This is a genomic window from Paenibacillus koleovorans NBRC 103111, assembly GCF_004000845.1.
Classification (GTDB): domain Bacteria; phylum Bacillota; class Bacilli; order Paenibacillales; family NBRC-103111; genus Paenibacillus_AA; species Paenibacillus_AA koleovorans.
The window spans coordinates 59,696-73,275 of sequence record NZ_BIMA01000001.1 but is presented as its reverse complement, the minus strand read 5'-3'; the positions used below and the strand labels follow the sequence as shown (position 1 = coordinate 73,275).

13 protein-coding genes are annotated in these 13,580 nt (G+C 59.6%); all 13 read left to right on the top strand.

Features of this window, described 5'->3' with window-relative positions; all coding sequences use genetic code 11:
• Window positions 1-31: 31 nt before the first annotated feature.
• The 13 genes from PKO02S_RS00360 to PKO02S_RS00300 all read left to right on the top strand — a co-directional run bounded on the left by PKO02S_RS00360 (window position 32) and on the right by PKO02S_RS00300 (window position 13,576).
• Window positions 32-763 (top strand): sugar phosphate nucleotidyltransferase, encoded by a 732-nt coding sequence (locus PKO02S_RS00360; RefSeq protein ID WP_127578853.1) that lies wholly within the window; start codon window positions 32-34, stop codon window positions 761-763.
• Window positions 760-2,007 (top strand): L-2-hydroxyglutarate dehydrogenase, encoded by a 1,248-nt coding sequence (lhgD, locus tag PKO02S_RS00355; RefSeq protein WP_127578850.1) that lies wholly within the window; start codon window positions 760-762, stop codon window positions 2,005-2,007. Before PKO02S_RS00360 ends, lhgD begins: the two co-directional genes overlap by 4 nt.
• Complete coding sequence (gene rfbC, locus PKO02S_RS00350; protein WP_127578848.1) at window positions 2,004-2,549, top strand: dTDP-4-dehydrorhamnose 3,5-epimerase; 546 nt, start codon at window positions 2,004-2,006, stop codon at window positions 2,547-2,549. Before lhgD ends, rfbC begins: the two co-directional genes overlap by 4 nt.
• A gap of 34 nt (window positions 2,550-2,583) precedes the next feature.
• Entirely contained in the window at window positions 2,584-3,639 is a 1,056-nt protein-coding gene (locus PKO02S_RS00345) for an NAD-dependent epimerase/dehydratase family protein (RefSeq protein ID WP_127578845.1), read from the top strand.
• Window positions 3,636-4,523, top strand: coding sequence for a dTDP-4-dehydrorhamnose reductase (rfbD, locus tag PKO02S_RS00340; protein WP_127578842.1), 888 nt, complete (start codon window positions 3,636-3,638; stop codon window positions 4,521-4,523). Before PKO02S_RS00345 ends, rfbD begins: the two co-directional genes overlap by 4 nt.
• Before the next feature lie 110 nt (window positions 4,524-4,633).
• Window positions 4,634-5,743, top strand: coding sequence for a CgeB family protein (locus tag PKO02S_RS00335; RefSeq protein WP_164821217.1), 1,110 nt, complete (start codon window positions 4,634-4,636; stop codon window positions 5,741-5,743).
• A gap of 15 nt (window positions 5,744-5,758) precedes the next feature.
• On the top strand, window positions 5,759-6,871 hold the full coding sequence (locus PKO02S_RS00330; protein WP_246066770.1) for a CgeB family protein: 1,113 nt from the start codon (window positions 5,759-5,761) through the stop codon (window positions 6,869-6,871).
• A 38-nt stretch (window positions 6,872-6,909) separates the two neighbouring features.
• On the top strand, window positions 6,910-7,908 hold the full coding sequence (locus tag PKO02S_RS00325) for a GT-D fold domain-containing protein (protein ID WP_246066769.1): 999 nt from the start codon (window positions 6,910-6,912) through the stop codon (window positions 7,906-7,908).
• Between the two features lie 27 nt (window positions 7,909-7,935).
• Window positions 7,936-9,306: a glycosyltransferase family 2 protein gene (locus tag PKO02S_RS00320; protein ID WP_127578833.1), complete on the top strand. Its 1,371-nt coding sequence runs from the start codon at window positions 7,936-7,938 to the stop codon at window positions 9,304-9,306.
• Between the two features lie 20 nt (window positions 9,307-9,326).
• Window positions 9,327-9,581: a hypothetical protein gene (locus PKO02S_RS00315; RefSeq protein ID WP_127578830.1), complete on the top strand. Its 255-nt coding sequence runs from the start codon at window positions 9,327-9,329 to the stop codon at window positions 9,579-9,581.
• 586 nt (window positions 9,582-10,167) lie between these two features.
• Window positions 10,168-11,133, top strand: coding sequence for a GDP-L-fucose synthase family protein (locus PKO02S_RS00310; RefSeq protein ID WP_127578827.1), 966 nt, complete (start codon window positions 10,168-10,170; stop codon window positions 11,131-11,133).
• The gene (locus tag PKO02S_RS00305) at window positions 11,130-12,398 is read left to right on the top strand and encodes a glycosyltransferase family 2 protein (protein ID WP_127578824.1); all 1,269 of its coding nucleotides are present in this window, start codon (window positions 11,130-11,132) and stop codon (window positions 12,396-12,398) included. The genes PKO02S_RS00310 and PKO02S_RS00305 overlap by 4 nt, the downstream gene beginning before the upstream one ends.
• Before the next feature lie 143 nt (window positions 12,399-12,541).
• The gene (locus PKO02S_RS00300; RefSeq protein ID WP_127578821.1) at window positions 12,542-13,576 is read left to right on the top strand and encodes a mannose-1-phosphate guanylyltransferase; all 1,035 of its coding nucleotides are present in this window, start codon (window positions 12,542-12,544) and stop codon (window positions 13,574-13,576) included.
• Window positions 13,577-13,580 lie beyond the last annotated feature (4 nt).

Here is a 13,580-nt window from a genome sequence, read left to right as displayed (position 1 = left end):
TTCGAAAACATCCAGAGAGGAGGGGCCTGGCGTGAAGGGAGTCCTATTGGCCGGAGGAACCGGAACTCGGTTGAATCCGATGACGAAGCTCGTGAACAAGCACCTGCTCCCGGTTGGAAAATATCCGATGATCCATTATGCGATCCGCAAGTTTCAGCAGGCCGGCATCCAGGAGGTGCTGCTGGTCATGGGCAAACACTCGGCCGGCATGTACATCGATTATCTGGGCGGGGGCAAAGATCACGGCGTCCGCATGACCTACCGCGTTCAGGAGGAGGCAGGCGGCATCGCCCAGGCGTTGGCGCTGGCCGAGGGGTTCGTGCCGGATAACGAGAAGTTCATGGTTCTGCTGGGCGACAACCTGTACGAGGATTCGCTCGCACCGGCGGTGGAGCAATTCGCCCGCCAACCGGAAGGGGCCATGGTTATGTTGAAGGAAGTGCCGGACCCAAGGCGCTATGGGGTGCCGATTCTTCACAACGAGAATATTTTATTCATCGAGGAAAAGCCTTCCGTGCCCAAATCCAACTATAGCGTCACCGGCATTTACATGTACGACGCCGGGGTGTTTGACATTATCCGCACCATCCGACCTTCCCAGCGAGGTGAGCTGGAGATAACCGACGTTAACAATGTCTACGCGGCGGCAGGCAAGCTCACGTACGGGGTGCTTCAAGGCTGGTGGACGGATGCTGGGACGTTCAGCTCGCTGCAGGAGGCTGGAGCGAAGCTGCTGTTAAGCGACGAGGGGGATCGGCGATGACCCCCTTCACCAATGTGGCGACTTACGACTATGTGATCGTCGGTGCCGGCATCATCGGTCTTACGATCTCCCGGGAGCTGAAGCTTCGCGATCCGGACACCCGCATCGCCGTGCTGGAGAAGGAACCGATGCCGGCTTACCATGCAAGCGGGCGAAACAGCGGCGTTCTGCATGCCGGCTTCTATTACACGGCGAACAGCCTGAAGGCCCGTTTCACCAGAGACGGGAACCGGATGCTCCGCGACTATTGCGAGAAGTACGGGCTCGACATGAACCGATGCGGCAAGCTGATCGTCGCGGCGGACGAAGAAGAGCTGCGGGGGCTGGAGGAGCTGAAGCGCCGGGGAGATACCAACGGGGTCGAGCTTCATTGGGTGGACGAGGTGGAAGCGATGGCGATCGATCCGAACGCCAAGACGTTCCGCAAGGCGCTGTACTCCCCGACGACCGTGACGGTGGATCCGCAGCAAGTATGCGAAACGCTGTGGCGGGAGAACGAACGGAACGGCGTTCATTTCTACCTCGACACGCCGTTCGTCGATTTCGTGGACGGCCATGTGCACGCGTGCGGGGGGGAATTGACGCTTCGGTGCGGGTACTTGATCAATGCAGCCGGGCTGTACGCCGACAAAATCGCGCAAGCGCTTGGTTTTGGCCGCAGCTACACGATCATTCCGTTTAAAGGGCTCTACCTGAAATATGCCAAAAACAAAACGGACATCCGCACGAACATTTACCCGGTGCCGAATTTGGGCAATCCGTTTCTCGGGGTTCATTTTACGAAAACGGTGGACGGGGGCATCAAGATCGGACCGACGGCGATCCCGGCGCTGTGGCGCGAGAATTACAAAGGCTTCAGCCGCTTCCGGCTTAGTGAATTCCTGACGATTTTATTTTACGAGGCGAAGCTGGTCTTGACGAATTCGTTCGGATTCCGCCGCCTGGCTATAGAGGAGATGAAGAAATACTTCCGTTCGAACTTCATTCGGCTTTCGCAGAAGCTGGCCAGAGGCGTCGATCCCGAAGGCTTCGGCGAGTTCGGGAGACCGGGCATCCGCGCGCAATTGCTGCACAAGGATACGCTCGAGCTGGTGCAGGATTTCGTAATCGAGGGAGATCATCGCTCCATGCATGTGTTGAACGCCGTTTCGCCCGCTTTCACTTGCTCCATGCCGTTCGCGCGGTATGTGGTCGATGAGGTTGAAGAGAAGCGGCGAGTTGTCAAGGAGGAGGACTTACTTTGAAGCTGACGGAGACGAAACTAAGCGGACTGGTCTTGCTGGAGCCGGAAGTACACGGGGACCATCGCGGCTATTTTATGGAAAGCTACAACGCCAACCGGCTCGAGGCACTCGGCATCACTTACAGCTTCGTGCAAGACAACCAATCGCTTTCGGTTATGCCGGGGGTAATCCGCGGGCTGCATTTTCAGCTCAATCCGAAGGCGCAGACGAAGCTCGTTCGGGTGTTGAGCGGGGTTATTTACGACGTGGCGGTCGATATCCGCAAAAATTCTCCGACATTCGGCCAGTGGGCCGGGTTCATCCTGAGCGAGCATAACAAGCGCCAGCTGCTCGTGCCGCAAGGAATGGCCCATGGCTTCTGCACTTTGACTCCGAACACCCAGGTGCTGTACAAGGTAGACCAGATCTACTCCGCCGAGCATGATCGCGGGCTGCTATGGAGCGATCCGGAGCTGGGCATCGATTGGCCGGTCAGCCGACCGATCTTGTCGGAGAAAGATATGGTGCAGCCGAAGCTTCGGGAGCTGGACACGAATTTCTGACATCATTTAATTCGGAAAGAGGGAGTGGATCGCGATGAAAACCGTGCTGGTCACCGGGGCGGGCGGCTATATCGGAAGTGTGCTTGTGCCGAAGCTGCTGCAAAGGGGATACCGGGTGAGGGCGCTGGACCGTTATTTCTTCGGCATCGACAAGCTGGAAGCCCACCCGCAGCTGAGCTTGATCAAGGAAGACAGCCGTCGCATTCCGGAGGAAGCGCTGGTCGGGGTGGACGCTGTCGTCGACCTGGTGGCGATCTCCAACGATCCGAGCGGGGAGCTGTTCCAAGAGGCGACTTACGAAATCAACCACCAATCACGTGTCAGAACGGCCGAGATGGCCAAGCGGGCGGGCGTAAGCCGGTATATTCTTCCGTCGTCCTGCAGCCTGTATGGGTTCGTGGAGCCTGAAGTCATCGTAAACGAGCAATCGGCCACGAACCCGCTATCCACATATGCCAAAGCGAACGAGCTGGCGGAGCTGGGCGTGCTGCCCTTGGCGGACGATACCTTCACGGTGGTCGTCATGCGGCAAGCGACGGTTTATGGCTACTCGCCGCGAATGCGGTTCGATTTGGCAATCAACGGCATGACGCTTGGGGCTTGGAAAACCGGCGTGATTCCGCTGATGAAGGATGGGACCCAGTGGCGGCCAATGGTGCATGTGCAGGACACGACCGATGTGATGGCGCTGCTGCTCGAAGCCGATGCGGCTAATGTTAACGGCGAAATTTTCAACGTGGGATCGAATCGCAACAATTACCAGTTAGGACCGCTTGGGGAAGAAATCGCGCGGGCGCTGCCAAAGCCGGTGACGATCGAATGGTACGGCGATCCGGACCACCGCTCCTATAGGGTAAGTTTCGACAAAATCGAGGCAACGCTCGGCTGGAAAGCTCGCTGGACCGCAGCGGACGGCGCACTGGAAATATATACGGCGCTGGAGGAAGGGTGCGTGCCGAGCTACGAGCAGACGATTACGCTCGGCTGGTATCGCGAGCTGATCAAGTGGCACCGGATTATCCGGGACACCGAGCTGTATGGCGGGATGCTCGACTTGCCGGCGCAGACGGAACCCGGTGAGGGACAATGACGGAGTGGAAGCGCATCGTGCTGCTTGGCGCATCCGGCCAGCTAGGCACCGACCTGCGCCGGGTGCTGGGGGCGGATGGTGCGCTGGAGCTGGTGCCGGTTGTCCGTACCCAGCTTGACGTCTCGGACATAGGCCGCATTGTGCCTTTTCTGCAAAGCCTGCTCCCGTTCGACGTCCTGATCAACTGCACTTCGTACCATAAGACCGATGAATGCGAGGATCAGGCCGAGAAGGCGTTTGCGATCAACGCACTCGCTCCACGTGAGATGGCCCGGTTCTGTGCGGACGCCGGGGTGCGGCTCGTGCATTTCACGACCGACTACGTCTTCGCCGGCGATACCGGGCAGGCTTGCGGGGAGGACGACCCGACTTGGCCGCTTAATGTGTACGGCGTCTCCAAGTCGGCGGGCGAACAGTTAATCCGCGCCTATGCCGGGGAACGGTACTGGATTATCCGCGTCTCGTCGCTGTTCGGGGAGGCGGGGGCAAGCGGCAAAGGCGGCAATTTCGTCGAGACGATGATCCGGCTCGCACGAGCAGGAGGGCCGATCACAGTCGTCGACGACCAGATCATGTCTCCGACGCATACGCTCGACATCGCGAAGGCGGTCCGTGCGATGCTGCGCCGGGAGGAGGAGCCGCCGTGCGGCATCTACCATTGCTCGGGCGAAGGAGCTTGCAGCTGGTACTCATTCGCCCGGGAGATTTTCGCGCAGCTGCAGCTGGACGTCCGGCTGTCGCCTGTATCGAGCGGCAGCTACGCGACTAAAGCGAAACGGCCCGCCTATAGCGTGCTGCAGCCAGGCAAGCTCCGAAGCTTCTATCCGATGCCCCGTTGGCAGGACGCGTTGGCTGAGTATTTGCAAATCAAACATCCGAGGTGAGACGAACGATGCCCCGCAACAAGCAGAGAAAACGGCGGCTCCGGCTCCGACCCTTAGCTCGACTTCGGCTCCGACATCGACACCCTCTTCGGCGAAAGAGAACCGTCCGCTTGAAGCTCAGCCGGACTTCCTCCGCCTGGCAGACCGGGTGGGAAGCGGGGCTTCGGCTAGGGCGGGATGACGGTAGGCATGCCGGTCTGTGCGAATCGATTTATGCCTCCTATGTTCGCGCCCTGCCGGATCGAAGCTGGAACATTCGCATGCTCTATGTGAAGGCGGACGGCCAGCCATACCATTCGCTCGATCAAGGCATCGAGGACGCGCTGCGGACTTACGTGCGCGAGCTTCATGTCGTCGGACCCGAAGAGGACACCGTCGCGATTGCGGAACGGCTCCGGCCGGACCTGGTGCTCGTGCTGGACGCGATCGGCCGCTCGTTCTCGACGACGAAGGCCGACGCCATGCGGGCCCAAGGAATTCGTACGGCGGTCTGGCTGCCCGACGACCCCTACCATTCCGACCAAACGGTTAACATTGCGCCGCATTATGACTATGTGTTTACGCTGGAGTCCAGCTGCGTGGAGCTGTACCGCGGGCTTGGCTGCCAGCAGGTTCACTATTTGCCGCTTGCCGTCAACCCGCAGTTTATGCGCCACTGCAAGGTAGAGCCGGCTTACCGAAGCGATATCTGCTTCGTGGGCAGCGCGTTCTGGAACCGGATTGCACTGTTCGACGAGCTCGCGGATTTTTTCGCCGGACACGATACGAAGATCATCGGCTGGTGGTGGGACCGGCTGAAGCAGTATGACAAGTTGAAGCACTGCATCCATGGCATCTGGCTATCCCCGGAGGAGACGGCCAAATACTACAGCGGCGCCAAAATCGTGATCAACCTGCACCGTTCCCTGGACGACGCCAGCCATAACAGCAACAGCCGGCAAATACCGGCGAACTCGGTCAATCCGCGGATGTTCGAGATCGCCTCGTGCGCTACGCTGCAGCTGGTCGACGAACGCCCGGAGCTGGGGGCGCTGTACACTCCCGGTACGGACGTCGTTCCGTTTACGTCCGCAGCCGATTTGAAGAGCAAGATCGAGTATTATTTGACCCATGAGGAAGAAAGGCGGGAAATGGCGAGAAAAGGTTTGTTCCGGACGATCCAGGCGCATACGTTCCGGAATCGGGTGAACCGGCTGTTGGAGCTTATATTCGGTTCGTAAGGGGGTCTGATGACGATGAGGATGAGGCGAACCGCTTCGCCGTGGAGGAAAGGAAAGGAGGACGGCTTCCGTGCCGGCCTGGCGGATGGCGAGCATCTTGGCCGCTGCCGGGCGATCGTCCGCGATACGGTGCCGTCGCTCGGCGGCAGTCCAGGTACGATCCGGCCGGTGAGCGTGCTGTACGTGAAGACCGGGCTGTGGGCCTATGCACCGCTCGACGAAGGCGTGATCGACGCTTTGCGCGGATTGGTTCGCGATGTGCATATTGCCGCTCCGACCGACGATGTGGCGGCGATCGCCTCTACGGTCGGGGCCGATCTCGTGCTGGCGCTCAATTCGGTTGAATGTTTGCCCGTCCGCCATGTCGACGCGCTTCGGGAGCTTGGCATCAAGACAGCCGCATGGTTCACCGACGATCCGTATTACTCCGACGTGACCGGCGACCTCGCTCCACATTATGACTATGTATTTACGTTGGAGGAAAGCTGCGTCCCCTTTTATCGCGATCGCGGCTGCGCTGAAGCTCATTTTCTCCCATTCGGGGTAAATACAGCGATGTACGAGCCGAAGCGGGTGACCGCCTCCTATCGGTACGACATCGTCTTCATCGGCAGCGCGTTCTGGAACCGGGTTGCTTATTTCGATCGTCTGGCCCCTTATTTGCGCGGTAAAAGAGTGTTCATCGCCGGGTACTGGTGGGATCGGCTGAAACACTACTCGCTGCTCGCCGACCGGATTCGCCTCGGCTACTGGGTTTCGTCCGAGGAAACGGCTTCGTTCTATAACGGGGCCAAAATCGTCATCAACATGCACCGGGCGATCGACGACGAGTCGAACCGCAACAGCCGCCGGTTGCCCGCGCAATCGGTCAATCCGCGCAGCTTCGAGATCGGCGCCTGCGGAACGCTGCAGCTGACCGACGGCCGCGTCGGACTCCCGCAAGCATATGAGGCCGGCCGTGAAATCGCCGTATACGGCTCGCCGGAGGAACTCATCGAGCGCGTCGAGCATTATTTGAACCATGAGGAGGAGCGCCGAGAGACCGCCTATCGCTCCCTTCACCGTACGATGGAGGAGCATACGTATTTGAGTCGGGTCAGTCGGCTGCTCGGTCATGTATTCGGTTGAGTCCGGCTCGTCTCGAATACCAGTCAGGAAGGTGGTGAATGAGTATGGCGCGTATCACGCGTGTTGGCGTCAAGAAGAAAGGGGTTATTCGCCGAAAAAGGTTATTTCGCCGCGGCGGCCGGGTGGGCAAGCGGGGGCTCTCCGGAAAGTCGCCGGCTTTCAACAACGGCTACAACCTTGGCTTTGACAAAGGCCATGCTGAAGGCTATCGCCATGGACGGTACGACGGGGAAGCGGGCAGCGGCTGGAAGGACGGCGTAGAAGGGATGATCGACCGTCTCATTCCGGGCTTTGAAGTGCTGCCTGAGGTGTCGGCTGAGGAGGTGCTGGCCGCCGGCGTCGAGGCGATGCGGGGGCGATTCCTCCACTTGCTCACACCCGAGGAGCTGGGGGGACGTATTCTGCAAGCCCTGGATAGCCGCAGCCCGTTCTCCGTCGTTCGATTGGGCGACGGCGAGCTGCTGACGCTGGCGCAGGGCTCGGTGCTCAGCATCCAGCAGGTGAAGGAGCAGGGGCCGTTTCTCAGCTATGCTGGAGTCGACGTGCCGGACTATGATGCTCGCGACCGGCTCGTGGAATCGATCCGCCTGGCGACGGCGGTCGGCATTCCGAAGCTGCGCGTACGCAACTACCAACCGCTCGCCTTCGATGTGTTCCGGGCGCACGGCATCGACTATAACCGGCTTCTGCTGACGGATTCGCTGATCAATTATTATTTGTATCAATCCGGTTTTCTCAAGCGGATCACGGAGGGGCGTCGCGTGCTCGTGATCGGCAATCTGGCCGAGAAGCTTGGTGAGGTGCTGCGAGGCGGCGGCATGCATGTCGTGGGGACGATCTCGCCGGTGAACGGTGTAGCCGACGTGCCGCGTGTCCTGGAAGAGTCGGCGAGCTATGAGTTTGATCTCGCTTTCGTGGCGGCCGGTATCGCGGCGGTGATTTTGTCTCAGCGTATCGCGACGGATCTCGGTCGAGTGGCGGTAGACTTCGGTCATCTTGCCAATTCGATGATCAAGGGGGAAGCCCCGTTCAAATAATTGCAACTGTGCGGAAGGAGGGGGTTTATGAACAGGACGAAGAGGACCGCGAAGCGCGTTCGGCCGGCGGGAGGGCGTCGCGTCAAGCGGCAGTCCTACAACTGGGGGTTCAATTCCGGCTTTAACATTGGCTATACCAAAGGCCATGAGCTGGGTCTGGAGAAAGGCGCCTGGGCGATCGCCCATCCGTTCGAAGGCACGAGCATCGTTATCCCGACTTACAACCAGCATCGCTATCTGAAAGAATGCATCGAGAGCATCGAGCAGTTCACGCCCGAGCCGCACGAAATTATCGTGGTGGACAACGGATCAACGGACGGGACGGCGGAGTATCTCCAATCGCTTAAACCCGGCACCGTGCGTTTCAAAATATGTCCTGAAAATCTGGGCTTCGCCGGCGGAGTCAACCAAGGGCTTATGATGGCAAGGGGAACGAGCCTGATGTTCCTAAATAACGACACGATTGTGACGCAGCACTGGCTGTCGAACTTGCTCGCCTGCATGCGCGCTTGCGGCAGCTACGGGCTGATCGGGCCGCTGACGAACTATATTAGCGGTGACCAGCTGATCGAGACGTCGTACAAGTCGATCGAGGAGATGCACCGGTTCGCGGCGACGATCAACCGCTCCAGTCCGGAGAAGTGGCGGGCGACCGGACGGTTGACCGGGTTTTGCGTGCTGATGACGCGAGAGACGTTCCGCAGGCTCGGCTACTTGGATGAAGGCTTCGAGATCGGCAACTGCGAGGACGACGACTACGGCTTCCGCACCCGGCTGCTCGGGCTGGAGCTGATTATTGCGCACGATACGTTCATCCACCATGTCGGCAGCACGACGATCAAGACGCTTACCCCGGAGCAGTTCGAGGAAATGTACGGCCGCAATTTGGCGTTTTACTCAAGCAAATGGGGAGAAACACATATCTTGCTGCAGGAGACGCATGCGCGGTGGGATGGCGAGGCAACGCGGACGATCGATTTGTATCCTTCGCATGTCGTCGTGCAAGGGGCAGGCGAGGCGCGGTACTGGATCGAGGGAGGGCGACGATTCCCGCTGAGGGCCGACGTTGATGCGCCTTCGACCCGGATCTCGCAGATCGACGTGCGCAACTGGCCGGTCGGCGAGACCCTTTCGCAGGCGCAGCTGCAGGAGAAGCTGGCCGCCGTGGCGCCGTCGGAGCATGGCGAGCTGCCGGACGGGGCGCTTGCGCGGACGAAGGACGGGTACTTGTATCAGCGCAAGGGCCAGAAGCTGCATCGGATCGCCACCGAGTGGGCGGCCGAGGCGTGGCGGCTGAAGGACCGGCCGGTCCGCATGCTGTCGCGGGAGGAGAAGGCGTCGTATCCCGAGGGGATGCCGATCATCGCCCCTCCGATTCTGAAAGCGGCCCACCTGTGAGAAGAGGGGAGGAATGACGGATGCGTGCGAAACGGAAGGCCCGGGCGGCGGGCCCCTCGCGGAAGAAGGCCGGCCGCAAGCGTAGGCTTCTGCGCGGCGGAAAACGGCGAGTCGGCCGGACCGTGGCGAAGCGAAGACGCGGGCCTCAAAGTCCCGGCACCGGCAAAGGGACGTACGACCAGGGCTTCAACACGGGCTACAACCAAGGCTTCGACGAAGGCTTCGCCAAGGCGTTCGAGGAAGGCTACCAGCAGGCTTACTCGGCGGCGGGGTAACGGTTTGATTTGGCACGGCTCGGCTTGCTGCAATTCGGAGGAAGAAGCTGTATCCCAGTCGGGTGCAGCTTCTTCGTTGTGGCTGTTGCGCTAACACCGCTCTAACCGCTCTCTCTAGCCGCTCCCCGGCAAACTAAGTCCGGAATCCGTACTAACTTCGCCCCCAAAGCCGCTCCTCAGCCAACTAAGTCCGGAATCCGTACTAACCTGGATACCAAATTTCGCGATTGGAGAACCGAATTTCGCATTCGGGCTCCGTTTCGGCCAATCTGAGTACCTAAGTATCCAATTCGCGAATCTAGCTTCGCGTTTAGAGTACTTAGGTACTCAGATCCACATATCCGATGCAGAAGAAGGAAATTCAGTTCTCAGTCTGAGTACTTACGTGCTCATTCCAAAGCCAATCGTAAACAAGCCCGTCCCTCATTCAAAGGACAACCACCGCCTCCCCCCGCGATGAACAGAGACAAGTTGCCCGCGGTATGCGCACAATTTTTCTCGCAAGGCCATGCACCCGTCCATACCCGTGTCCATCTATTTACATATCGTAAACGAAGAACCATTCCACTTGGAAAGGAAGAGCAGGATGGAACTAGCGGACAAAAAAATCGTGGTGACCGGCGGCTCGGGATTTCTGGGGCGGCATGTCGTGGGCAAGTTGATAGAGCGGGGCGTCAAGCGGATTATCGTGCCCCGCAGCCGAGAGTACGACCTGCGGCGGGAGCGGGACATCGAGCGGCTGTACCGGGACTCGGCGCCGGATGTCGTCATCCATCTGGCGGCGGTCGTCGGCGGCATCGGAGCGAATCAGGCGAACCCGGGCAAATTTTTGTATGACAACCTCGTCATGGGCATCCAACTGATCGAGCATGCCCGGCTGGCCGGCGTGGAGAAGTTCGTGGCGATCGGCACCATCTGCTCCTACCCGAAATTCACGCCGGTTCCGTTCCGGGAAGACGATCTGTGGAACGGCTACCCGGAGGAGACGAACGCGCCTTACGGGTTGGCGAAGAAGATGATGCTCGTCCAATCACAGGCGTACCGCCAGCAGTACGGGTTCAACTCGATCTACCTGCTGCCCGTCAACCTCTACGGCTGCTGGGATAACTTCGACCTCGAGACGTCGCATGTCATCCCGGCGATGATCCGCAAATGCCTCGAAGCAAAACGCCGCGGCGAGCCGCACATCACGCTGTGGGGCGACGGCACGCCGACGCGCGAATTCATCTACGCCGACGACGCGGCGGAGGGCATCGTGCTCGCGACAGAGCGCTACGACGAATCGGAGCCGGTCAATATCGGGTCAGGCGAGGAGCTCTCGATCGGCGAGCTGGCGGCGATCATCAAGCGGCTGACGGAGTATCGGGGCGACATTGTCTGGGACACGACGCGCCCGAACGGACAGCCTCGCCGCCGCCTGGACGTGGAACGGGCTGAAGCGAAGTTCGGCTTCAAGGCGAGCACGAAGATGGAGGAAGGGCTCAAGCAAGTGATCGCCTGGTATACCGAACACGGCATCCATGGCATGGGGGAAGCGGGCGAGCGCCGATGAGCGGACGACAGCAGGCTTCTTTTCCGCTGGTTACGATCGTTACGCCCTCCTACCAGCAAGCCGGTTATATCCGCGAAACGATCGAAAGCATCTGGTCGCAAAACTATCCGAATCTCGAGCATCTGGTCATTGACGGGGGGTCCACTGACGGAACGGTTGAGATTTTGAAGCACTATGCGAGGAAGGAACCCCGGTTCCGCTACGTGTCCGAGAAAGATCGCGGCCAATCCCATGCGCTGAACAAAGGGCTGGCGATGGCCAAAGGCAGCGTAATCGGTTGGTTGAACTCGGACGACACGTACCATCCGCAAGCGATCGCGCGCGCGGTGAAGGCGCTGGTCGAGCACCCGGAATACGGGGCGGTCTACGGCCGCGCCATGTATACGGACGCCGGCAATCGGCCGCTATCCCCATACCCGGTCGACAAGAAGATCGGCCGTGCCAGATTGTTCGATGTGTGCACCATCTGCCAACCGGCCGTCTTCTTCCGCAAATCGGTCCTGGAGAAAACCGGCCCGATCGACGAGTCGCTGCAGTTCTGCATGGACTACGAGCTGTGGATGCGCATAGCCAAGCAGGCCAAGCTAGGCTTCATCGATGCGATGCTGGCCAACTCCAGGCTCCACGAGGAAGCCAAAACCGTAAAGCAGTATTTCAGCATCGGACTGCCCGAGTGTATCCGCTCCAGCATCAAAAATTTCGGTGCCGTCTCCAGCCACTGGGTGATGCAATTCCTCGCCCATCATTTGCACGAAGGGCCAGGCTGGTTGATCGAACGCCTGAAGGCGATGCATGTGTTCGGGCCGACCGCCGGGATCCGACAATCCGCTCGGTACGAGGACGGATGGGTGCCGCCGCGCTGGAGGCTGGAGCTGGAAGGAAAGCCGTCGCGACCGGTTGATTTCTTGCTGATTCAAGGCGAGAACAACTTGCACCGTCTGCACGGCAGCGTCGGCAAGATGCACTGTACCGTCACCGTTGACAACCGGACCGTGAAAAAGTTGGAGCTGGATAAAGGGCGGTTCAACGTGAAAATCCCACTGCCGGTTTCATCGGCTGCCGGCCACATCGAGATTCGCTCGCATGCCTCGCTGAACCCGAAGCGGCTGCAGCTAAGCGATGACAATCGCGAGCTGAGCCTGCTGGTGAAGCGCGCGATTCCGCTGTCGAAGGCCGAGGCGGCGCTGTATGAGCTGTTGGAGCACGATCCCGCCTCAATCGGCGAGTGGCTGATGCAGCATCCCGCCTTGCAGTTTCGGGAGTAGCGGCGCCGGTTCAGGTCATACGCCAATTTCGGAGAGCCGTGAGAGCCGTCCACGTGTGTCCATCTTCAGGCGCATACACTATCCAATAGCTTCGCCAGCTTATTCGCAACCTTCAGAACTCACCATGGCTAGGAGGGAAATCGGTGAAAATTGTCATTATGGCCGGCGGTATCGGCACCCGATTTTGGCCGCGAAGCGTGCCGTCCAGACCGAAGCAGTTCCTGGCTCTAACCTCCGAAGAAACGATGATACAGGAGACGTACCGGAGGTTCACGCGGTGGCTGCCCCGCACTTCGGTCTACGTCATTACAGCGGCGATGTACAAAACAATTCTGCAGCAGCAGCTGCCGGAGCTTCCGGAATCGCAGCTGCTGCTCGAGCCGGAGCAGCGCGACACCGGTCCTTGCATCGGGCTGACCGCGCGGCACTTCCTGGAGCTGGGCGACGATGAAGTGATCGTCACCACTCCCTCGGACCAGTACATCCCCGACGGCAGAGCGCTGATGCAGGCGCTTCGCCGGGCTGAGCAAGCCGCCGCCGAGCCGGGAACGATCGTGACGCTCGGGATTACGCCTACCCGGCCGGAAACCGCCTTCGGCTACATTCAGGCTAAGGAGGACAGCGATTGCGGGCGCGGGTTGCTGAGGGTGCATGCGTTCATGGAGAAACCATCCCGCTCCAAAGCGGAGTCGCTCGTCCTTCAGAAGCATGTGTATTGGAACAGCGGCATTTGCATCTGGAAGCCTTCAACGATCGCCTATTACATGCAGAAGCATCAGATCGATACATGGAACGCGCTGACCTTGCAGGAGGAGGAAATGCAGCAAGCATACGCACGTCTGCCCAAAGTTTCAGTGGATTACGCGATTCTGGAGAAGGCCGAGAAAATTTTTACAATCCCCGTGCAATTCGAGTGGGACGACGTGGGCATGTGGACTTCGCTCGACCGCATCCATCCTCACGACGAGGACGGCAATATCGTGCAGGGAAGCGGCTCTACGTACCCATTCTCGGCGAAGACGAACATTTTGTATATCGAGCAGGGCAAAGCGGTTGTGATCGGAGTCGAGGATCTGATCATCGTCTCCACTTCGGATGGGCTGCTCGTCTGCCACAAGTCTCAAGAGCAGCAAATCAAGCATGTGCTGAAAGCGATCGAACAATCGGAGAGGGGATAGGGAA